We start from the raw sequence: 20,078 nt of genomic DNA on the forward strand, positions 1-20,078 counted from the left end.
GTTCGTTCCGGAAGGGCTGAAGCAGCGGTGGGGGCCGGTCACTTCACCGCGCGCAGCGCGTTCACGATGCCGAAGCCGTAGAAGCCGTTGACCCGCTCGCCGCCCTCGCAGGTGGCGTCCTGGTCACCGTCGCCGTCCTGGTCGTAGGAGGCGGGGCAGCCCGGGTTGTCCGCCTGGGCCTTCAGCAGCGCCTGGAGCGCGGCCGGGGAGGCGTGCCGGTACTTCGACTTCAGCAGCGCGGCGACGCCCGCGGCGTGCGGCGAGGCCATCGAGGTGCCCTGGAGCCAGGCGTACTCGTTGTTCGGCATGGTCGACAGGATGCGGCCGTTCTTCGACGGCGTGTCCGGGATCTGGTAGCGCCCGTCACCGCCCGGCGCCGCGACGTCGACGACGCCCTTGCCGTACGAGGAGTAGTACGACTTGTCCTCGTCGACACCCGTCGCGCTGACCGTGACGATGCCCGGCAGCTGGGTCGGCACGTCGAAGCACTCGTGCGGGTCGATCGTCCGCGTCACCGGCGTGGAGTCGTCCGGGCTGGAGTCGTCGACGATCGCGTCGGAGTCCAGGTCGTGGTTGGAGTTGCCGGCCGAGGCGAGGTGCAGGGTGCCCTTGCGCTGGGCGTAGAGCTGGGCCCGGTTGACCGCGTCGACGATCGCGCGCTGGTCCGGGTCGTCCATGCAGTTGTAGAGCCAGGGGTCCACGTAGTAGCTGTTGTTCGTGATCTCCACGCCGTGGTCGGCGGCGAACACGAACGCGCACACCACGTTCTCCGGGTAGAACAGGCCGTTGTCCGGGTCGCTCACCTTGATGCTCGACACCTTCACGCCCGGCGCGACACCGGCGACGCCGATGCCGTTGCGGGCGGCGGCTATCTCACCGGCCACATGGGTGCCGTGGTAGTCCTCGGCGGTGTACGGCCGCCAGGCGCCCTCGCTGGTGTCCGCCTTGCCGCCGACGCAGTTGGCCGACTGGGCGGCGGAGAAGTTCGGGGCGAGGTCGGGGTGGGTGTCGTCGACGCCGGTGTCGATCACGGCGACGGTGACCTTGGAGCTGCCCGGGTTGATCTTCGCGGCCTTGTCGGCGCCTATCGCGCGCAGGTCCCACTGGTCCGCTTCCAGCGGCTCGCTCGCGCCCGCCGCCTTCGAGGCCTTCGCGGTCCGCGCGGCCTGCTCGGCGGAGAGCAGCTCGGCGGCGCCCTGGTCCGTGGTCCCGGCGGCGGTCAGTGGCGCCGTGCGGGTCGCGCCCGCCGACTGCACCCCGCGCGCCTTGCGTATCTCCGCGCCGAAGTCCGGGTTCGCCGAGTGGACGACGATCACGCCGATCTTCTGGTAGGTGGCGACGACACTGCCGTCGGCCTCGGCTATCGCCCGCTTCACCGACGCGATCGTGCGGTGGTCCGTCCTCGTGTTGACGACGTAGGCCAGCCGGGGCGCGTCCGCGGCCCGGGCGGCCGGCGCCGCGTCGGCGGCGGTCTCCGCGTGCGGGGCGGCCGAGGCGGCCGCCGGCAGGAAACCGAGCGACGCGGTGAGCGAGAGCACGACCGGTACGGCGAGAGCGAGCCGCCGTCTGGAACGCGGGGACCGCGAGGAAGCAGGCGTGGGCAGATGAGCCATGGGGTCTCCACATCATCCTGAAACGAAACCGGCCCGAGTCACAGGTGGTGCCCGGGCAGGTACATGACGGAGTGGTGCAGGGCGAAGCTATCTCCCGTACCCGCTGGCCAGCAATGACCAACCGCCGGTGACTTCGGAAAGTGCCCCGCGTGTTGAACCGGTCCTGGGGGCGCGCCGTGTCGTTGGACAGGGAGCCCGAGCACGTCCAGGCCCCCGCGAGAAACCGAGGTCCAGCCGTCATGTCCGTCGTACGAGGAGACTCCGTGGCCACCGACGCACCGCCCCCCTCGAAAGAGGAACGCCCACTTCCCTCCGCCGAGGAGTTCTCCGAGGTGCAGCAGAGCGCCGAGTTCGCCGAACTGCGCCGCTCCTTCCGCTCCTTCGCCTTCCCGCTGACCATCGCCTTCGTGGCCTGGTACCTGCTCTACGTGCTGCTGTCGAATTACGCCGGCGGCTTCATGGGCACCGAACTCTTCGGCAACATCAACGTCGCCTTCGTCTTCGGCCTCGCCCAGTTCCTCACCACGTTCCTCATCGCCTGGTGGTACTCGCGGCACGCCGCCGCGAAGCTCGACCCCAAGGCCGAGGCCATCAAGACCCGGATGGAGGGCGGCGCATGAGCCCCGCACAGACCGTCTTCGCCGCCGAACTCGCCGCCAACGAGGCCAGCGAGCACCGGCCGCTGATCATCACCCTCTTCGCGGTCTTCGTCCTCGCGACGCTCGGCATCACCGTGTGGGCGGGCCGGCAGACCAAGGACGCCGCCGACTTCTACGCGGGCGGCCGCCAGTTCAGCGCCTTCCAGAACGGACTCGCCGTCTCCGGCGACTACATGTCCGCCGCGTCCTTCCTCGGCATCGCCGGCGCCATCGCCCTCTTCGGCTACGACGGCTTCCTCTACTCCATCGGCTTCCTGGTCGCCTGGCTGGTCGCCCTGCTCCTGGTGGCCGAGCCGCTCAGGAACTCCGGCCGCTACACCATGGGCGACGTCCTCGCCTACCGCATGCGCCAGCGCCCCGTGCGCACCGCCGCCGGCACCTCCACGATCGTCGTCTCGATCTTCTACCTGCTGGCCCAGATGGCGGGCGCGGGCGTCCTCGTCTCGCTGCTGCTCGGCATCACCTCCGACGCGGGCAAGATCCTCATCGTGGCCCTCGTGGGCATCCTGATGATCGTCTACGTCTCCATCGGCGGCATGAAGGGCACCACCTGGGTCCAGATGGTCAAGGCCGTGCTGCTGATCGGCGGCACCCTCCTGATCACCTTCCTGGTGCTGCTGAAGTTCGACTTCAACATCTCCGACCTGCTCGGCACCGCCGCCGAGAAGAGCGGCCACGGCGCCGCCTTCCTGGAGCCCGGCCTCCAGTACGGCGCCAGCGGCACGACCAAGCTCGACTTCATCTCCCTGGGCATCGCCCTGGTGCTCGGCACCGCCGGCCTGCCGCACATCCTGATCCGCTTCTACACCGTGCCCAACGCCAAGGCCGCCCGTAAGTCCGTGAACTGGGCGATCGGCATCATCGGCGCCTTCTACCTGATGACCATCGCGCTCGGCTTCGGTGCCGCCGCGCTCGTCGGGCCCAAGGAGATCATCGAGTCCAACCCGTCCGGCAACACGGCCGCGCCGCTGCTCGCCCTGCACGTGGGCGGCGTCGACTCGACCTGGGGCGCGATCCTGCTCGCCACGATCTCGGCGGTGGCCTTCGCGACCATCCTCGCCGTGGTCGCCGGCCTCACCCTCGCCTCGTCCTCGTCCTTCGCGCACGACATCTACGCCAACGTCATCCGCCGGGGCCAGGCCACCGAGAAGGAGGAGATGCGGGCGGCCCGCTGGGCGACCGTCTTCATCGGCATCGTCTCCATCGCCCTCGGCGCCCTCGCCCGCGACCTGAACGTGGCCGGCCTGGTCGCCCTCGCCTTCGCGGTCGCCGCCTCCGCGAACCTGCCGACCATCCTCTACAGCCTCTTCTGGAAGCGCTTCACCACCCAGGGCGCGCTGTGGTCGATCTACGGCGGTCTGATCGTCGCCGTCGGCCTGGTGCTCTTCTCGCCCGTGGTCTCCGGCGACCCGAAGGCGATGTTCCCGGACGTCGACTTCGCCTGGTTCCCGCTGAAGAACCCGGGCATCATCTCCATCCCGTTCGGCTTCCTGATGGGCTTCCTCGGCACGGTCCTGTCGAAGGAGAAGCCCGACGAGGCGAAGTACGCGGAGCTGGAGGTCCGGTCCCTGACCGGCACCGGAGCCCACTGAGCCCCGTACGGACGAAACTCCGGACACCCCGCGACGCGGCCGCTCGTAGATCCCTACGACGCGGCCGCGCCGCACGTCGTGGGATCGGGCCGCTGTCGATGTCGGACCGGTCACGTAGGCTCGCAGGTGTCGGAGGAGAGAGGTGCTCCACCGATCCGCGTCGAGGGAGGGGGCCCACGTGCTCATCGACACCTACGGCCGAGTGGCCACCGACCTGAGGGTCTCGCTCACCGACCGCTGCAACCTGCGCTGCACCTACTGCATGCCCGAAGAGGGCCTCCAGTGGCTGGCCAAGCCCGACCTGCTCACGGACGACGAGATCGTCCGCCTCATCGACATCGCCGTCACCTCCCTCGGTATCGAGGAGGTCCGGTTCACCGGCGGGGAGCCCCTGCTGCGCCCCGGCCTGGTCGGCATCGTCGAGCGCGTCGCCGCCCTGGAGCCGCGCCCCCAGATGTCCCTCACCACCAACGGCATCGGTCTGAAGCGCACGGCGACCGCCCTGAAGGCGGCCGGCCTGGACCGGGTCAACGTCTCGCTTGACACCCTGCGTCCGGACGTCTTCAAGACCCTCACCCGCCGCGACCGCCACAAGGACGTCCTGGAGGGGCTGGAGGCCGCCCGGGACGCCGGCCTCACCCCGGTGAAGGTCAACAGCGTCCTGATGCCCGGCCTCAATGCCGACGAGGCCCCCGACCTGCTGGCCTGGGCCGTCGAGCACGACTACGAGCTGCGGTTCATCGAGCAGATGCCGCTGGACGCCCAGCACGGCTGGAAGCGCGACGGCATGGTCACCGCCGGTGACATCCTGGCTTCCCTGCGCACCCGCTTCGAGCTGACCGCCGAGGGCTCCGAGGAGCGGGGCTCGGCCCCCGCCGAGCGCTGGCTGGTGGACGGCGGCCCGCACCGCGTCGGTGTCATCGCCTCCGTGACCCGCCCGTTCTGCTCGGCCTGCGACCGCACCCGCCTGACCGCCGACGGCCAGGTGCGCACCTGCCTCTTCGCCCAGGAGGAGACCGATCTGCGCGCCGCCCTGCGCTCGGACGCCCCCGACGAGGAGATCGCCCGCATCTGGCGCCTGGCCATGTGGGGGAAGAAGGCCGGCGCGGGCCTCGACGACCCGACGTTCGTACAGCCCGACCGGCCCATGTCGGCCATCGGGGGCTGAGCACCCCGCCGAGTGCGTCCCCGGAAGTCCGCCGGAGCCTGCCGGGTCACCCCTGGGAGTCCGCCGGAGCCTCCCACTCGGCCAGCGGGACCACGTCCTTCAGGAAGCCCCGCACCCCGAGGAACTGGGACAGGTGCTCCCGGTGCTCGTCGCAGGCGATCCACGTCTTGCGCCGCTCGGGCGTGTGGATCTTCGGGTTGTTCCACGCGAGCACCCACACGGCGGCGGTGCGGCAGCCCTTGGCGGAGCAGATCGGGGTGGTTTCGTCACTCACAGCTTCGTCTCACAGTCACGCACAAAAGGCGACGCCGAGCAGCCACGGGGGGAGCTGCCCGGCGTCGGTCCGTCGCTCCGACGGGGGATGCGGAGCGCACACGAAGTATGGCATGGGCCACCCATCGCCCGGCACCGGAACAACACGATTCATCTGAGCACTTCCCGAGCCTGGCGCGGAACCGACGCCCCCGCCCGAGACCCGCTCGGCGATCACGCTCGGTGGCGCGACTCACCGGCTGTGCCCGACGCCGGATCGGACAGGGAGTCCTCCGGTCCGGAGGCCGCCGGGCCGTCCTCGTCCCGGGGCGGCATGATCATCGGCGGGGTCGGCACCGTCACGAACGTCGACGGCAACGATGGCGCGTTCTCGCGCCCCGCGTTCGCGATCACGACCGCGATGTACGGCAGGACCAGGCCGAGGACCAGGGCCACGATCGCGACGTGCCGCTCCACGTTCCACAGGCAGGCCGCGAGGACCACCGACACCGTGCGGACGGACATCGAGATGATGTAGCGGCGCTGTCTTCCGCGCACGTCCTCCTGGAGGCCCGTCCGGGCCCCGGTGATCCGGAACACCTCGGCACTGCCGCCGGCACTCTGCTTCCGCATCTCGTTCCACCATCCGCCCAGATCGGACCGACCCCGCCCCGCTGACGTCCGCGGCCGCTCGGGGACACCGGTCCCGGACAACTCTCCACGTTACGCCGCGCCTGCGCCGCCCACGAGACCGGGGCACCCTCCGTCCGGCTCCCACGGCCCGCACGGCACGCGCGGCCGCGTCCCCCGTTCGGCCGTACCCGGCATGCGCCGATCGCGGTACGACCGAAGACTGGCGCTAATGCTCGCGTTGAGCCGTATGAGGAGGCAGTCATGGGCTGGTTGTGGGCGATCATCGTCGGATTCGTGCTGGGTCTGATCGCCAAGGCGATCATTCCCGGAAAGCAGCACAGCCCTCTGTGGCTGACCACCATCTTCGGCATGCTCGGCGCCATCGCCGGCAACGCGATCGCCCGGGCGGCCGGTGTGGACGCGACCTCGGGCATCGACTGGTGGCGGCACATCTTCCAGCTGGTGGCCGCGATCATCATCGTCGCCGTCGGTGACGCGGCCTACATGGCGGTGCGGGGCAACAAGCGACGCGAACGGGCCTGACGTCCCGCGCGAGGCGTACGCCCCCCGGGGGAGTACGGCGAAGGGGCGGCATCCCGGCAGCCGCGTGGCGCCGGGAGCCGCCCCTCCCCATGGGCTCAGGCGCCCGTCAGCTCCACCGCGGCCAGGTTCTTCTTGCCGCGGCGCAGCACCAGCCAGCGTCCGTGCAGCAGGTCCTCCGCCGCGGGGACGGCGTCCTCGCCGACGACCTTGGCGTTGTTCACGTAGGCGCCGCCCTCCTTCACCGTGCGGCGCGCGGCGGACTTGCTGGCGACCAGGCCGACCTCCGCGAACAGGTCGACGACCGGGCCCAGCTCGGTGACCTGGACGTGCGGCACCTCGGAGAGGGCCGCGGCCAGCGTCCGGTCGTCCAGCTCGGCGAGGTCGCCCTGGCCGAAGAGGGCCTTGGAGGCGGCGATCACGGCGGCCGTCTGGTCGGCGCCGTGCACCAGCGTCGTCAGCTCCTCGGCCAGCGCCCGCTGCGCGGCCCGGGCCTGCGGACGCTCCTCGGTCTGCCGCTCCAGCTCCTGCAGCTCCTCGCGGGAACGGAAGGACAGGATGCGCGAGTACGTCGAGATGTCCCGGTCGTCCACGTTCAGCCAGAACTGGTAGAACGCGTACGGCGTCGTCATCTCCGGGTCCAGCCAGACCGCGCCGCCCTCGGTCTTGCCGAACTTGGTGCCGTCCGCCTTCGTCATCAGCGGCGTCGCGTAGGCGTGGACGGAGGAGTCCGGCTCCAGCCGGTGCAGCAGGTCCAGGCCGGCCGTGAGGTTGCCCCACTGGTCGCTGCCGCCCTGCTGCATCGTGCAGCCGTACCTCCGGTAGAGCTGGAGGAAGTCCATCGCCTGGAGCAGCTGGTAGCTGAACTCCGTGTAGCTGATGCCCTCGGAGGACTCCAGACGCCGGGCGACGGAGTCCTTGGTCAGCATCTTGTTGACCCGGAAGTGCTTGCCGATGTCCCGCAGGAACTCGATGGCGGAGAGCCCCTCGGTCCAGTCGAGGTTGTTGACCATCACGGCCGCGTTCTCACCCTCGAAGGACAGGAACGGCTCGATCTGGCCGCGCAGCCGCTCCACCCAGCCCGCGACGGTCTCCGGCGAGTTCAGCGTGCGCTCCGCGGTCGGCCGCGGGTCGCCGATCTGGCCGGTGGCCCCGCCGACCAGCGCCAGCGGCCGGTGACCGGCCTGCTGGAGCCGGCGCACGGTGAGCACCTGCACCAGGTGCCCCACGTGCAGGGAGGGCGCGGTCGGGTCGAAACCGCAATAGAACGTGACGGGACCGTCCGCGAGCGCCTTGCGCAAAGCATCCTCATCGGTGGACTGGGCGAACAGCCCACGCCACTTCAGCTCGTCGACGATGTCCGTCACGGTTCTCGTGTCTCCTCGAATGGTCTTGTGTGCGGGTACGAGGTTATACGCCCTGGCTGACAGAGCTCATATTGAAGTCCGGCACCCGCAGCGCGGGCATCGCCGCCCTGGTGAACCAGTCGCCCCACTCCCTGGGCAGCGTCTTCTCGGTGCGCCCGGCCTCCGTGACCCGGCCCAGCAGGGACACCGGCGACTCGTTGAACCGGAAGTTGTTCACCTCGCCGACGACCTCGCCGTCCTCCACGAGGTAGACGCCGTCCCGGGTCAGCCCGGTCAGCAGCAGCGTCGCCGGGTCGACCTCGCGGATGTACCAGAGGCAGGTGAGCAGCAGGCCGCGCCGGGTGCCGGCGACCATCTCCTCCAGGGAGCGGTCGGAGCCGCCGTCCAGGATGAGGTTGCCGAGCCCCGGCGCCACGGGCAGCCCGGTCAGGCCGGCGCTGTGCCGGGTGGTCGTCAGCCGGTTCAGCTCGCCCGCGCGGATCCAGTCGGTGGCCCCGGCCGGCAGCCCGTTGTCGAACACCGACTGGTCGCCGCCCGAGGAGTGGGCGACCACGAAGGGGGCGCACTCCAGTCCGGGCTCGTGCGGGTCGCTGCGCAGGGTCAGCGGCAGCTCGCCCAGCCGTTCGCCGAGGCGCGTGCCGCCCCCCGGCTTCGAGAACACCGTGCGCCCCTCGGCCGCGTCCCGCCCCGAGGCCGACCAGTACTGGTAGATCAGCAGGTCCGCGACCGCGGTCGGCGGCAGCAGCGTCTCGTACCGTCCCGCGGGCAGCTCCACGCGCCGCTCGGCCCACCCGAGCCGTACGGCCAGGTCGGCGTCGAGCGCCGCCGGGTCGACGTCCTTGAAGTCCCGCGTGGCGCGCCCCGCCCACGCCGACCGGGTGCGGTCCGGCGACTTGGCGTTGACCTCCAGCGTCCCGTTCGGCTGGTCGTGCCGCAGCCGCAGCCCGGTCGACGTGCCCAGGTAGGTCGACGTCAGCTCGTGGTTGGCGAAGCCGTACAGCTCCCGGCCGCCCGCACGCGCGCGGGCGAACGCCTCCCCGAGGGCCGGCGCGAAGTCGGCGAACACGGCCGACGTGGTCTCGGCGGGTGCGTCGGTGAAGTCGGGCGAGGCGGGCACGTCCGTGACCAGCGGCTGCGCGTCCTCGGCCGGTCCTGCGTCGCGCGCGGCGGCCTCGGCGGCGCGCACCAGGGGCTCCAGTTCGTCCACCGTGACGGCCGACCGCGACACGACCCCGGTGGCCGAACCCTCCCGGCCGTCGACGGTGGCGACCACGGTGAGCGTGCGCCCGCGCGTGACGCCGTTGGTGGTGAGCGCGTTGCCCGCCCAGCGCAGGTTGGCCGTGGACTCCTCGTCGGCGATGACGACGCAGCCGTCCGCCCGGGACAGCTCCAGCGCCCGCTCGACGATCTCGTGCGGCCTGTTCGTGCGCGCGCTCATCGACCCGCCTCCTGCGTGGTGTTGAGGATGTTGACTCCCTTGAAGAGCGCGGACGGGCAGCCGTGGGAGACCGCCGCGACCTGGCCCGGCTGGGCCTTGCCGCAGTTGAAGGCACCGCCCAGGACGTACGTCTGCGGGCCGCCGACGGCCGCCATGGACCCCCAGAAGTCGGTGGTCGTCGCCTGGTAGGCCACGTCCCGCAGCTGACCGGCGAGCCGCCCGTTCTCGATCCGGAAGAAGCGCTGACCGGTGAACTGGAAGTTGTAGCGCTGCATGTCGATGGACCAGGACCGGTCGCCGACGACGTAGATCCCGCGGTCCACGCCACCGATCAGGTCCTCCGTCGACAAGCCGCCGGGGTCCGGCCGCAGCGACACGTTGGCCATGCGCTGCACCGGCACGTGGGCGGGGGAGTCGGCGTAGGCGCACCCGTTGGACCGCTCGAACCCGGTCAGCCGCGCGATCCGCCGGTCGAGCTGGTACCCCACCAGCGTGCCGTCCTTCACCAGGTCCCAGGACTGGCCCTCGACGCCCTCGTCGTCGTACCCGATGGTCGCGAGCCCGTGCTCGGCGGTGCGGTCGCCGGTGACGTTCATCAGCTCCGAGCCGTAGCGCAGCTTGCCGAGCTGGTCGAAGGTGGCGAAGGAGGTGCCGGCGTAGGCGGCCTCGTAGCCGAGGGCGCGGTCCAGCTCGGTGGCGTGGCCGATCGACTCGTGGATGGTCAGCCACAGGTTCGACGGGTCCACGACCAGGTCGTACAGCCCCGCCTCGACGCTCGGCGCGCGCATCTTCTGGGCCAGCAGCTCGGGGATCTCGGCCAGCTCGGCGTCCCAGTCCCAGCCGGTGCCGGTCAGGTACTCCCAGCCGCGCCCCGCGGGCGGGGCCAGCGTGCGCATGGAGTCGAACTCGCCGCTGGAGTCGTCCACCGACACGGCCGTGAGCACCGGGTGCAGCCGTACCCGCTGCTGGGTGGTCACGGTCCCGGCGGTGTCGGCGTAGAACTTGTTCTCGTGCACGGTGAGCAGCGAGGCGTCCACGTGGTCCACCCCGTCGGCCGCCAGCAGCCGCGCGCTCCAGTCGGCCAGCAGGGCCGACTTCTCCGTGTCGGGCACGGTGAACGGATCGATCCCGTACGACGAGATCCACGTCCGGTCGGCGTGCACGGGCTCGTCGGCCAGCTCCACCAGCTCGTCCGACCCGGCCGCCCGGATCACCTGCGCGGACAGCTTCGCCATCGCCACCGCCTGCGAGGCGACCTTGGCGGCGGCGTCCATCGTCAGGTCCACACCGGACGCGAAGCCCCACGTACCGCCGTGCACCACGCGTACCGCGTATCCGAGGTCGGTGGTGTCCGAGGACCCGGCGGGCCTGGCGTCCCTCAGGCGCCGGGAGGCGCTGCGCACCCGCTCCAGCCGGAAGTCCGCGTGCTCGGCGCCGAGGGCACGCGCGCGTGCCAGGGCGGCGTCGGCGAGGGCGCGTAGGGGGAGTGCCGTGAAGGCTTCGTCGATGCTATGAGGCACCTGCGTCTCTTTCTGTCGACGTGACCGGTCGTCTGCCGCGACACCGGGGACTCGCCGCATCATGTCGCGTGAGGGCGGACGGGGACCACACCTTTCGCGGCGGGCGGGACACCGACCGCGGCGCCCTTTCTGTAGGGACCCGACAGTCAGCCCCCTGAGCCACTGTGGGTGCCCGATTCTCTGCGGACAGGGGCGGACCGATAGGTTTCCGAGGAAGCCGCCTGTCATCGCCGCCCGTCGACCGGGTGTTCTCGGGCGGGTACCAGAACGCTATGGAAAGGGTGATCCGTTGAGCCGCTCGGTTCTCGTCACCGGAGGCAACCGGGGCATCGGCCTCGCCATCGCCCGCGCATTCGCCGACGCCGGTGACAAGGTCGCGATCACGTACCGCTCGGGTGAGCCGCCGGAGGCCCTGACCGAATTGGGCTGCCTCGCCGTCAAGTGCGACATCACCGACAGTGAGCAGGTGGAGCGGGCCTACAAGGAGATCGAGGACGCGCACGGTCCCGTCGAGGTGCTGGTCGCCAACGCCGGCGTCACCAAGGACCAGCTCCTGATGCGCATGTCCGAGGAGGACTTCACCTCCGTCGTCGACACCAACCTCACCGGCACCTTCCGGGTCGTCAAGCGCGCCAACCGCGGCATGCTGCGCGCCAAGAAGGGCCGCGTCGTCCTGGTCTCCTCGGTGGTCGCCCTCCTCGGTTCCGCGGGCCAGGCGAACTACGCCGCGTCCAAGGCGGCCCTCGTCGGCTTCGCCCGCTCCCTCGCCCGCGAGCTGGGGTCGCGCAACATCACCTTCAACGTCGTCGCGCCGGGCTTCGTCGACACCGACATGACCAAGGTGCTCACCGACGAGCAGCGGGCCGGCATCGTGTCGCAGGTGCCGCTCGGCCGGTACGCGCAGCCGGAGGAGATCGCCGCGACGGTGCGGTTCCTCACCTCGGACGACGCCTCGTACATCACTGGAGCCGTCATTCCCGTTGACGGCGGACTGGGAATGGGTCACTGATCACCATGAGCGGAATTCTCGAGGGCAAGCGCGTCCTGATCACCGGTGTGCTGACGGAGGCGTCCATCGCCTTCCACACCGCCAAGCTGGCCCAGGAGCAGGGGGCCGAGGTCATCCTCACCGCGTTCCCGCGGCCGACGCTGACCGAGCGCATCGCCAAGAAGCTGCCCAAGCCCACCAAGGTCATCGAGCTCGACGTCACCGACGACGAGCACCTCGGCCGCCTGGCCGACATCGTCGGCGAGGAGCTCGGCGGCCTGGACGGCGTCGTCCACTCCATCGGCTTCGCCCCGCAGGACGCGCTCGGCGGCAACTTCCTCAACACGCCGTTCGAGTCGGTCGCCACCGCCATGCACGTCTCGGCGTACTCCCTGAAGTCGCTGACCATGGCCTGCCTGCCGTTGATGCAGAACGGCGGCTCGGTCGTCGGTCTCACCTTCGACGCGCAGTTCGCCTGGCCGCAGTACGACTGGATGGGCCCGGCCAAGGCCGCCCTGGAGGCCACCAGCCGCTACATGGCCCGTGACCTCGGCAAGCAGAACATCCGCTGCAACCTGGTCTCGGCCGGCCCGCTCGGCTCCATGGCCGCCAAGTCCATCCCGGGCTTCAGTGAACTGGCCTCGGTGTGGGACGACCGCTCCCCGCTGGAGTGGGACCTCAAGGACCCGGAGCCGGCCGGCCGCGGTGTCGTCGCGCTGCTGAGCGACTGGTTCCCGAAGACCACGGGCGAGATCGTCCACGTCGACGGCGGCCTGCACGCCATCGGCGCCTGACCGCACGCCTCGCGCGTCACCGAGGGCCCGCGTCCCACCGGGGTGCGGGCCCTCGGCATGTCACCCGGGCGCCGAACTCCGGCATGTCACCCGTTCGGCTCAACCGGCCGGGCGGCGGGGCGGGCGGCGGCGCACGCTGGGGTACGGGTTCACCACGCGCTGTCCCTCCCCCCGTACGGCCGAGGAGGTCCCCTGTGCGTCCACTCCACCGCCTGGCCTCAGCGACCGTCGCCCTCGCCTGGGTGTTCTTCCTGCCGTACGAAGCCGTGTCCTACGCGCGTGTGCCCGCCGGGGACGCGGACGGCCCCTCGGACGCGGCGGCGGAGCCGTTCGGTGCCGAGTGCCGGGTCCGCGTCGACGCCTCCGACGTCACCGCCCACTGCCACAACCCCTATCCGCAGGCCGACCACGTGCGCCTGCACATAGAGTGCGCCGACTGGTGGGACCTGGACAGCGACGGTTCGGCGGTCCGCGCCGGGCCCGCACAGACCGTACGCCTGGACGGACGGTGCTGGAAGGAAGTCCGGTCGGCCTGGGTCAGCCACGCTCCCGGGAGCTGACCCGGCCCGGGCGGCACACGAACGGGTAGCCGGCCGCCTCCCTCCCGGCGGTCCCGGCGTCCCCCGCGCGGATCGCGTCGACCAGCCGCGTGTGGTCCATGTGCGTCTCCGGCGTCAGCTCGCTGCCCACATCCACCCGCAGCCAGTCCCGCATCACCTCGCCGAGGTCCGCGTACATCGCGGTCATCACGTCGTTGTGCGAGGCGGCCACGACGGCCAGGTGGAAGGTCGCGTCCGCCGTGACGAAGGCCTCCGTGTCGCCCGACTCCCACGCCTCCTCGCGCCGTACCAGCAGCGCGTCGAGCTGCTTGAGGTCCTTCTCCGTGCGCCGCTCGGCGGCGAGCCGGGCGGCGGCGGACTCCAGGGTGGAACGCAGCTCGGCGATGTGCCGCGGATCGGCTTCGGCGAAGCGGCGCTGCATCACGCCCGCCAGCTCGCTGGTCGCCACGACGTACGTGCCGGAGCCCTGACGGATGTCCAGCAGGCCGTTGTGAGCCAGCGCGCGGACCGCCTCACGGACCGTGTTGCGGGCCACGCCGAGCTGCTCGACCAGCTCGGGCTCGGTCGGGATGCGGGAACCCACCGGCCACTCGCCCGAGGCGATCTGCTGGCGCAGCGCCGCGATGACCTGCTCGGACAGCGCCGAACGGCGGGGATGGCTCAGGGGCATGGCTCACCTTCGCACGCGAGTGGACAACCAATCATCCCATGATTCTATGATGGGCCTCATGGCTAGTGACGAAACCCGGACGGAGACACGGACGGAGACAAGGACGGAACCCCGCAGCTCCACGCCCCTCGGCGAGTCGCCGACCCGGGGCCCCCAGGCGCCCGGCGAGACGCCCGAAGCGCCCGGCGCGCGCCCGTGGACGACGTGGACGACCCGCCTGCTCCTCCTGGGCATCGTGCTGGCCGCGCTCAACCTGCGCCCCGCCATCACGAGCCTGGGCGCGCTCCTGGAGGAGGTCCGCGACGGGCTCGGCATGAGCGGCAGCGTGGCGGGACTGCTCACCTCCGTGCCCCCGCTGTGCTTCGCCGTCTTCGGCGTCACCGCCCCGCGGCTGGCCCGCCGCTTCGGCCCCGGCGCGGTGGTCTGCGCGGGCATGGTCGCCATCACCGCCGGCCTGCTGATACGTCCGTTCGCCGGCGGCACCGCGGGCTTCCTGGCGGGCACCGCCCTCGCGCTGATGGGCATCGCGGTCAGCAACGTCCTGATGCCGGTCATCGTCAAGCGCTTCTTCCCGGACCGGGTCGGCTCCATGACCGGCCTGTACTCGATGGCCCTGGCCTTCGGCACCTCGATCGCGGCCGCGGCGACCGTGCCCGTGACGAGCGCGCTGGGCGGCGACTGGCAGCCCGGCCTCGCGGTGTGGGCCGTACTGGGAGCGGTGGCCGTCCTGCCGTGGCTCCCGTTCGTGCGGCAGCGGACGGCGCCGGCCGCGCCCGGCACCCCCGACGCGGCCGGAGGGGGCGCGGGGGAGCCCGGAGCCGCGCGCGCGGACGGGCCGGCGCGGCAGTCCGCCGAGCAGCCCCCGCTGCGGATCACCCGCAGCCGTACGGCCTGGGCACTCGCCGTCTTCTTCGGCCTCCAGGCCACGGCCGCCTACATCACCATGGGCTGGATGGCGCAGATCTTCCGGGACGCGGGCGTCTCCGCGGGCACCGCCGGGCTGCTGCTCGCCGTCATCATGATGATGGGCGTGCCGCTGGCCTTCGTCATCCCCCGGGTGGCCACACGCCTGCCCCAGCAGGGCCCCATCGTGGTCGTGCTGGGCGTGTGCGGACTCGCCGGGTACGCGGGGCTGTACTTCGCCCCGGCCGGCGGCGCCTGGGTCTGGGCCCTGCTCCTCGGCATCTCCAACTGCGCCTTCCCGCTCGCGCTGACCATGGTCGGGATGCGGGCCAGGACCGGCGCGGGCGTCGCCCAGCTGTCCGCCTTCGCGCAGAGCACCGGCTACCTGATCTCCATCCCGGGTCCGCTGCTGGTGGGCGTGCTCTACCAGCACAGCGGCGGCTGGGGGCTGCCGATCGCGCTGATGAGCGCCCTGATGGTGCCGCAGATCGTGGTGGGCGTCCTGGCGGGCCGGAACCGTACGGTCGAGGAGGAGGCGGCGCGCTGACCCGGCCCGCGGACCCCGTGCGCCGGCCCTGAGCGCCGTTCCACGGGAGGCCGCCCCAACCGTGGACGCCTTTCCTTCGGGCCGCTCGCCCCGGCCGCGGCGGCGGATGCGAGACTTGCCGTATGCCAGTCCTCGACCCGAACCCCCAGCACGGCCAGAAGAAGATGCTGATCGTCTTCGGAGCCTTTCTCGCGATCTTCGTGATCATCGGCGTCATCGCGACCATCGCCTCGCCGTGACCCCGGCGCCCGCGGCCCCGGCCCCGGGCCCGGAAGGTGGGGTTAACCCCCGTATCCCTTAGGGGGTGAGGGTCAGGGTCAAGTGGGTGGACTTCCGGATGGGTTGGTGCCCGCGGATTCCGTAGTTTCGAGATGTGCCCGGACAGGCGGGCGCGGAGCCCGGACCAGGGACGCTCGAACCAGCGGAGGCACTCATGTCGGCCCCTACCCAGACCCGGCCTCCCCAGGCGACCCGGGGCGGCGTCGACATCCGGCTGCCCTGGTGGGCCCTGGCCCTGCCCGTGCTGGCCTTCGTCGTGCTGCTCCTGCTCATACTCAATCCCGTGGACGCCCACGCGGCGGCCACCGGCGAGCCCGCCACCGCGCAATTCTTGGAGCGGTTGCGGGAGCTGACCGCGCGCTGACGCGGATCGGGGCCGGTCGCGCGCCGCGGGTCGGTCCGGTGGTGAATCCGCATGTCAACTCCCAGCGCCCCGTGGCCTGTTTCATGCGAAGCTGGATTACATGAGCGTCGCAGAACCCCGCAGGATCGTCCTTTTCCGGCATGCGAAAGCCGACTGGCCGCAGGTGACCGACCACGAGCGGCCGCTCGCCGATCGGGGCCGCAAGGACGCCGCAGAGGCCGGACGCCGACTGGCGGACACCGGCATCGCCATCGACCAGGCCCTGTGCTCGACCTCCACCCGGACCCGCGAGACCTGGAAGCTCGCCGTCCAGGAGTTCCCGCACCGGCCGAAAACCGTCTACGAGGAGCGGGTCTACGAGGCCTCACCCGGCGAACTGATCGCCGTGCTCAACGAGACCCCCGACGACCTGAGGAACGTGCTGGTGATCGGGCACAACCCGGGCATGGAAGGGCTGGCCGAGATCCTGGCCGGCTCGGCCGAGGGCGACGTCCGTGAGCGGATGGGCCACCGGGGCTTCCCGACCGCGGCCTTCGCCGTCCTGACCTTCACGGGCTCCTGGAAGGACGTGGAGCCGGGGATCGCCTCCCTGGCCGAGTACTGGGCACCCACCGACTGATCCGCCCCCCGCGACAGACCCGGTCGGCCACTGGGGCGGACCGGGTCCGCGGTCCCTCGCGTGCGGTGCTGCACTGGTACGGGTACGGGTACGGGTACGGGTAGCGGGAGCCGGGTGGCCCGGTCCGCCCGGTACGCCCGGGCGCGCGTGCTCCGCCGGGTCAGATCCGGTCGAGCGGAAGTCCTACGTTCTCGTCGAGGTCCTCGTCCAGCGTGTCCGCCGCCTCGACCTCCTCACGGGTGATGCCCAGCAGGTACAGGACCGTGTCCAGGAAGGGCACGTTCACCGCGGTGTGCGCCGCCTCGCGCACCACCGGCTTGGCGTTGAAGGCGACCCCGAGTCCGGCCGCGTTGAGCATGTCCAGGTCGTTGGCACCGTCACCGATCGCCACGGTCTGTGACAGCGGCACGCCCGCCTCGGCGGCGAACCTGCGCAGCAGCCGGGCCTTGCCCGCCCGGTCGACGATCTCGCCGGTGACCCGGCCGGTCAGCCTGCCGTCGACGATCTCCAGGGTGTTGGCCTGGGCGAAGTCCAGCCCCAGCCGGTCCTTCAGCGCGTCGGTGACCTGGGTGAACCCGCCGGAGACGACGCCGACCTGATAGCCGAGCCGCTTCAGCGTACGGATCAGGGTGCGAGCCCCCGGCGTCAGCCGCACCTCGCCGCGCACCTTGTCCACCACCGAGGCGTCCAGCCCCGCCAGCAGGGCCACCCTCGCGTGCAGGGACTGCTCGAAGTCCAGCTCACCGCGCATCGCGGACGCCGTCACCTCGGCGACCTCGTCCTCACAGCCGGCGTGCGCGGCGAACAGCTCGATGACCTCGTCCTGGATGAGGGTCGAGTCCACGTCCATCACGACCAGGCGCTGTGCCCGCCGGTGCAGCCCCGCCGAGACGACGGCGACATCCACGCCCAGCGCCGCGGCCTCGGTGGCCAGCGCGGTGCGCAGCGGTTCGGTCTCCACGCCGGACACCGCGAACTCGACGGCGGTCACCGGATACTTCGCCAGCCGGAAGATACGGTCGATGTTGCTGCCGGTCCCGGTGATCCGGGCCGCTATGGCGGCCGTCGCCTCCGCGGTGAGCGGGTGGCCCAGCACGGTGACCAGGGACCGGCCGAGACCGCGCGGCCGGTTGTCGCCGATGCCGGAGATGATCTCCGCCTGCATCTTCAGCGACTCCGCCCAGCTGTGGACGGTCGCCCGGAGATCACCCTCCAGCCCCTGGGGCGGCTCGGTCACGAGCGCGCACAGCACGATCCGGCCACGGGTGACGACCTGCTCGATGTCGACCACGTCGACGGAGTAGGCGGCGAGGGTGTCGAACAGGCCGGCCGTGATGCCCGGTCGGTCCTTGCCGAAGATCTTGACGAGAAGCGTGGGAACGTCAGAGGTCTGCGAAGCGCTCATGGTGCTCCCACCGTATCCGGCACCCGGTGCCTCCCGCTGCCGAGGTCCGTCTGACGGACAGGGCGGACAGGGCGGAAAGGGCAGAGGGGGCGGAGGGGGTGTGGTGCGGCACCGGGGCGGCTTCGGCGGGGTGGGGCTTCGACGGGGTCGGGCCGGGCCGGGCCGGGCGGCTCGGCCGTCGTCCTCACCCTCCGCCCCTGGGGCGACGCGGTGGAGCCGGAGGCGGGGGAGGTGGGGGAGGCGGGCCCTCGCCCCAGCGTGCCCGTGCCCGGTCCTCCGGACGCGCCCCGGGCCGCGGAGGACGCCGGGACGGTGCCGGCGGCGGCGCTCCGGCCACGGTGGGGGCGTCGTAGATGCCGGGGCCCGGCGGCCGCTCACTCCTGTCGCGCGGCTCCTCGCCACCGGGGGCCGACGCTGTGCCACCGTGTCCGTGCGCACTGCCACCGTGCCCTCGGTACGGCTCCGGGCTCGGCCCCGCGTGAGGTGCGGAGCCCGCACAGCCACCCACCCCGCCCACCGTACCCACCGCACCGGACGCACCTGCCACACCTGCCACGCCGAACGCCCCGGCACCCCGTGCCAACGCTGTCGCGTGCGCCCCGCTCACCCCGGTCGCCCGTGCCAGCAGCGCCCCCGCGGCCCCCGCCGCCGCACCCCACACGGCGCCCAGCAGCAGTGCCGTGCCGAGGTGACCGCGCAGGTCGACGCCCGCGCCGAACGCGTCGACGCCGAGCACCGACAGCGAGGCGTCCACGGACACCTCCGTCAGCCAGGCCAGCAGCGGCAGGGCCGACGCGGTCGCGACCCCCAGCCGCAGCGCGCACCGCGCGACGAAACCGGGGGAGCGTGCGTCGTCCAGCGCCACCGGAGTCCGTACCGCCGTCAGCACCCCGGCCAGCAGCATCATCAGCGCCGCTGCCACACCCAGCAGCCACACCCGTCCGTCCAGCTCCGCCAGCCGCCCGAGCGTGACCGGCTCGCCGGAGCCGCCGGCCAGCAGTTCGTCCAGCGGGTCGGGCAGGACGCGGACCAGCTCACCCGTGGCCCGCCCCTCCCACGGCACGGACAGGCCGATCGGAACGCCAAGCCAGACCCCGTTCGGGGCGCCCAGCAACGCGGCCCCGGCGATCCGCCGCGGATGGTCGTCGCCGATCGCCGCATAGGCGGCCGCCGCGAAGCCGGCCGCGACCGCCGTCAGCGCGACCGAGACCAGGGCCGACACGGCCGGCCGCACCACACGGTGCACCGCCTCGAACCCACGCGGCAGAGGGGTGCGGCGCGAGGCCAGCAGGGCGATGAGCAGGACCCCGGTGGACCAGAGCAACCCACCCAGCAGCGTCGGCACCGTGTCGACGGTGAAGCGGACGGTGGCCTCGGCGTCCACGAGGCCACCGATCCGGTCGGGCAGCCACCCCTCGACGTCCCCGATGTCCCCGAGCCCCGGAATCCCGATGCCGCCGCCACCGCCATCATCCTCACCACCGCCCCCGCGGGACAGGTCGCCGAGCCGCAGCGAGCCGCCGTCGATCGTCACGACGCCGTGCCCCACCCAGGCCAGTCCGCCCGTCATCGCCACGAACAGGGTGATCACCGCACCCGCACGCGCGAGGAGTTCGCCCGGCGCCACCACAACTCCGGCGGCGCGCAGGGACCGTAGGAAGAAGAAGGACAGGAACAGCGCTCCGACCAGGCCGACGCCCAGTGGCGTGATCTCGACGGCCGTGTGCGCCTCCGCCCCTTTCAGCCCGAAGGCGGACACATCCCCGGACGGCGTCACCGAACCCCCCGCCCCCAGGGCCACGACCGCCGCGGTCATCGGCCCCGGCGAGCCCGCGGCGTCCGCTCCCAGCAACCGCAGCGCGAGGGCCGCCGTACCCGCCATCCCTGCCAACGCCCAGCTCACAGAGGCGATCGCCGACATCAGGACGTCACCCCAGGGCACCCTCGCCCCGTACCCACCGGCTGCGACGTTCGTGGACGCGCTCATGGGCAGACCCCCCGATCCGCGACGCGGCGGACCCGCCGCGCATGTCCCTCTCGCGTGGATTACCACTCTCCGAGCAGGTTTCAACCCCCTCGACGGAAACGGGCGCCGGGCACCTACGGAGTCTTCACGAGGCCCGACTTTCGGTCAGGGGGCCGAGCCTGAAATAGTTCCCCCCGATGT

20 protein-coding genes are annotated in these 20,078 nt (G+C 71.9%); 11 read left to right on the forward strand and 9 right to left on the reverse strand.

Translation table 11 applies throughout. The features are described 5' to 3' along the window. Positions 1–38: 38 nt before the first annotated feature. Positions 39–1,613: a S8 family peptidase gene (locus tag AC07FV_RS05565; RefSeq protein WP_479084817.1), complete on the reverse strand. Its 1,575-nt coding sequence runs from the start codon at positions 1,611–1,613 to the stop codon at positions 39–41. A gap of 263 nt (positions 1,614–1,876) precedes the next feature. Between AC07FV_RS05565 and AC07FV_RS05570 the strand changes: the two genes are divergently transcribed. The 3 genes from AC07FV_RS05570 (at position 1,877) to moaA (ending at position 5,032) form a co-directional block, all read left to right on the forward strand. Next, positions 1,877–2,233: a DUF485 domain-containing protein gene (locus tag AC07FV_RS05570; protein ID WP_356607657.1), complete on the forward strand. Its 357-nt coding sequence runs from the start codon at positions 1,877–1,879 to the stop codon at positions 2,231–2,233. Continuing rightward, a complete protein-coding gene (locus AC07FV_RS05575) occupies positions 2,230–3,864 on the forward strand; it encodes a solute symporter family protein (protein ID WP_479084819.1) in 1,635 nt (544 codons plus the stop codon). The genes AC07FV_RS05570 and AC07FV_RS05575 overlap by 4 nt, the downstream gene beginning before the upstream one ends. A gap of 178 nt (positions 3,865–4,042) precedes the next feature. Then, positions 4,043–5,032 (forward strand): GTP 3',8-cyclase MoaA, encoded by a 990-nt coding sequence (gene moaA / locus AC07FV_RS05580; protein WP_479084821.1) that lies wholly within the window; start codon positions 4,043–4,045, stop codon positions 5,030–5,032. A 46-nt stretch (positions 5,033–5,078) separates the two neighbouring features. Here moaA and AC07FV_RS05585 read toward each other — a convergent pair whose 3' ends face one another. Both AC07FV_RS05585 and AC07FV_RS05590 read right to left on the reverse strand, forming a co-directional pair. After that, positions 5,079–5,306: a hypothetical protein gene (locus AC07FV_RS05585; RefSeq protein ID WP_391972499.1), complete on the reverse strand. Its 228-nt coding sequence runs from the start codon at positions 5,304–5,306 to the stop codon at positions 5,079–5,081. 212 nt (positions 5,307–5,518) lie between these two features. Continuing rightward, positions 5,519–5,917 carry a DUF3099 domain-containing protein gene (locus AC07FV_RS05590; RefSeq protein WP_384693383.1) on the reverse strand — a complete coding sequence of 133 codons (399 nt, stop codon included), beginning with the start codon at positions 5,915–5,917 and terminating at the stop codon, positions 5,519–5,521. A gap of 261 nt (positions 5,918–6,178) precedes the next feature. Between AC07FV_RS05590 and AC07FV_RS05595 the strand changes: the two genes are divergently transcribed. Further along, a complete protein-coding gene (locus tag AC07FV_RS05595) occupies positions 6,179–6,460 on the forward strand; it encodes a GlsB/YeaQ/YmgE family stress response membrane protein (protein WP_383647416.1) in 282 nt (93 codons plus the stop codon). 95 nt (positions 6,461–6,555) lie between these two features. Here the strand turns inward: AC07FV_RS05595 and tyrS are convergent, their stop codons facing one another. The 3 genes from tyrS to AC07FV_RS05610 are packed head-to-tail and all read right to left on the reverse strand — an operon-like array spanning position 6,556 to position 10,782. Next, on the reverse strand, positions 6,556–7,824 hold the full coding sequence (gene tyrS / locus AC07FV_RS05600; RefSeq protein ID WP_479084822.1) for a tyrosine--tRNA ligase: 1,269 nt from the start codon (positions 7,822–7,824) through the stop codon (positions 6,556–6,558). 43 nt (positions 7,825–7,867) lie between these two features. After that, positions 7,868–9,262: a metallopeptidase TldD-related protein gene (locus tag AC07FV_RS05605; protein WP_479084824.1), complete on the reverse strand. Its 1,395-nt coding sequence runs from the start codon at positions 9,260–9,262 to the stop codon at positions 7,868–7,870. Continuing rightward, positions 9,259–10,782: a TldD/PmbA family protein gene (locus tag AC07FV_RS05610; RefSeq protein WP_479084825.1), complete on the reverse strand. Its 1,524-nt coding sequence runs from the start codon at positions 10,780–10,782 to the stop codon at positions 9,259–9,261. The genes AC07FV_RS05605 and AC07FV_RS05610 overlap by 4 nt, the downstream gene beginning before the upstream one ends. Positions 10,783–11,071: 289 nt before the next feature. Here AC07FV_RS05610 and fabG point away from each other — a divergent pair, with 289 nt between their 5' ends. The 3 genes from fabG to AC07FV_RS05625 all read left to right on the forward strand — a co-directional run bounded on the left by fabG (position 11,072) and on the right by AC07FV_RS05625 (position 13,124). Continuing rightward, entirely contained in the window at positions 11,072–11,791 is a 720-nt protein-coding gene (fabG, locus tag AC07FV_RS05615) for a 3-oxoacyl-[acyl-carrier-protein] reductase (RefSeq protein ID WP_384693396.1), read from the forward strand. Positions 11,792–11,796: 5 nt separating this feature from the next. After that, positions 11,797–12,564 carry an enoyl-ACP reductase FabI gene (gene fabI, locus AC07FV_RS05620; RefSeq protein ID WP_479084826.1) on the forward strand — a complete coding sequence of 256 codons (768 nt, stop codon included), beginning with the start codon at positions 11,797–11,799 and terminating at the stop codon, positions 12,562–12,564. A 194-nt stretch (positions 12,565–12,758) separates the two neighbouring features. After that, positions 12,759–13,124 (forward strand): hypothetical protein, encoded by a 366-nt coding sequence (locus AC07FV_RS05625; RefSeq protein WP_479084828.1) that lies wholly within the window; start codon positions 12,759–12,761, stop codon positions 13,122–13,124. Here AC07FV_RS05625 and AC07FV_RS05630 read toward each other — a convergent pair. After that, entirely contained in the window at positions 13,102–13,794 is a 693-nt protein-coding gene (locus AC07FV_RS05630; protein ID WP_479084830.1) for a FadR/GntR family transcriptional regulator, read from the reverse strand. The genes AC07FV_RS05625 and AC07FV_RS05630 overlap by 23 nt on opposite strands. A 46-nt stretch (positions 13,795–13,840) precedes the next feature. Between AC07FV_RS05630 and AC07FV_RS05635 the strand changes: the two genes are divergently transcribed. The 4 genes from AC07FV_RS05635 (at position 13,841) to AC07FV_RS05650 (ending at position 16,506) form a co-directional block, all read left to right on the forward strand. Beyond that, positions 13,841–15,244, forward strand: coding sequence for a CynX/NimT family MFS transporter (locus tag AC07FV_RS05635; RefSeq protein ID WP_479084832.1), 1,404 nt, complete (start codon positions 13,841–13,843; stop codon positions 15,242–15,244). A 122-nt stretch (positions 15,245–15,366) separates the two neighbouring features. Further along, the gene (locus AC07FV_RS05640) at positions 15,367–15,483 is read left to right on the forward strand and encodes an SGM_5486 family transporter-associated protein (protein ID WP_037922852.1); all 117 of its coding nucleotides are present in this window, start codon (positions 15,367–15,369) and stop codon (positions 15,481–15,483) included. A 194-nt stretch (positions 15,484–15,677) separates the two neighbouring features. After that, entirely contained in the window at positions 15,678–15,887 is a 210-nt protein-coding gene (locus AC07FV_RS05645) for a hypothetical protein (RefSeq protein ID WP_479084834.1), read from the forward strand. A gap of 100 nt (positions 15,888–15,987) precedes the next feature. Continuing rightward, positions 15,988–16,506: a SixA phosphatase family protein gene (locus AC07FV_RS05650; protein WP_479084836.1), complete on the forward strand. Its 519-nt coding sequence runs from the start codon at positions 15,988–15,990 to the stop codon at positions 16,504–16,506. 160 nt (positions 16,507–16,666) lie between these two features. Here the strand turns inward: AC07FV_RS05650 and serB are convergent, their stop codons facing one another. Next, on the reverse strand, positions 16,667–17,911 hold the full coding sequence (gene serB / locus AC07FV_RS05655; protein ID WP_479084838.1) for a phosphoserine phosphatase SerB: 1,245 nt from the start codon (positions 17,909–17,911) through the stop codon (positions 16,667–16,669). A 184-nt stretch (positions 17,912–18,095) separates the two neighbouring features. Beyond that, positions 18,096–19,898, reverse strand: coding sequence for a streptophobe family protein (locus AC07FV_RS05660; RefSeq protein ID WP_479084839.1), 1,803 nt, complete (start codon positions 19,896–19,898; stop codon positions 18,096–18,098). Positions 19,899–20,078 lie beyond the last annotated feature (180 nt).

It is taken from the genome of Streptomyces sp. NPDC045956 (assembly GCF_056430705.1).

Bases quoted from the DNA above. Each gene is read 5' to 3' on its own strand.
- AC07FV_RS05660 (WP_479084839.1), bottom strand. From the start codon at position 19,898: ATGAGCGCGTCCACGAACGTCGCAGCCGGTGGGTACGGGGCGAGGGTG.
- AC07FV_RS05565 (WP_479084817.1), bottom strand. From the start codon at position 1,613: ATGGCTCATCTGCCCACGCCTGCTTCCTCGCGGTCCCCGCGTTCCAGA.
- AC07FV_RS05630 (WP_479084830.1), bottom strand. From the start codon at position 13,794: ATGCCCCTGAGCCATCCCCGCCGTTCGGCGCTGTCCGAGCAGGTCATC.
- AC07FV_RS05605 (WP_479084824.1), bottom strand. From the start codon at position 9,262: ATGAGCGCGCGCACGAACAGGCCGCACGAGATCGTCGAGCGGGCGCTG.
- serB (WP_479084838.1), bottom strand. From the start codon at position 17,911: ATGAGCGCTTCGCAGACCTCTGACGTTCCCACGCTTCTCGTCAAGATC.
- AC07FV_RS05645 (WP_479084834.1), top strand. From the start codon at position 15,678: ATGTCGGCCCCTACCCAGACCCGGCCTCCCCAGGCGACCCGGGGCGGC.
- AC07FV_RS05590 (WP_384693383.1), bottom strand. From the start codon at position 5,917: ATGCGGAAGCAGAGTGCCGGCGGCAGTGCCGAGGTGTTCCGGATCACC.
- fabI (WP_479084826.1), top strand. From the start codon at position 11,797: ATGAGCGGAATTCTCGAGGGCAAGCGCGTCCTGATCACCGGTGTGCTG.
- AC07FV_RS05575 (WP_479084819.1), top strand. From the start codon at position 2,230: ATGAGCCCCGCACAGACCGTCTTCGCCGCCGAACTCGCCGCCAACGAG.
- AC07FV_RS05595 (WP_383647416.1), top strand. From the start codon at position 6,179: ATGGGCTGGTTGTGGGCGATCATCGTCGGATTCGTGCTGGGTCTGATC.
- AC07FV_RS05635 (WP_479084832.1), top strand. From the start codon at position 13,841: ATGATGGGCCTCATGGCTAGTGACGAAACCCGGACGGAGACACGGACG.
- AC07FV_RS05640 (WP_037922852.1), top strand. From the start codon at position 15,367: ATGCCAGTCCTCGACCCGAACCCCCAGCACGGCCAGAAGAAGATGCTG.
- AC07FV_RS05650 (WP_479084836.1), top strand. From the start codon at position 15,988: ATGAGCGTCGCAGAACCCCGCAGGATCGTCCTTTTCCGGCATGCGAAA.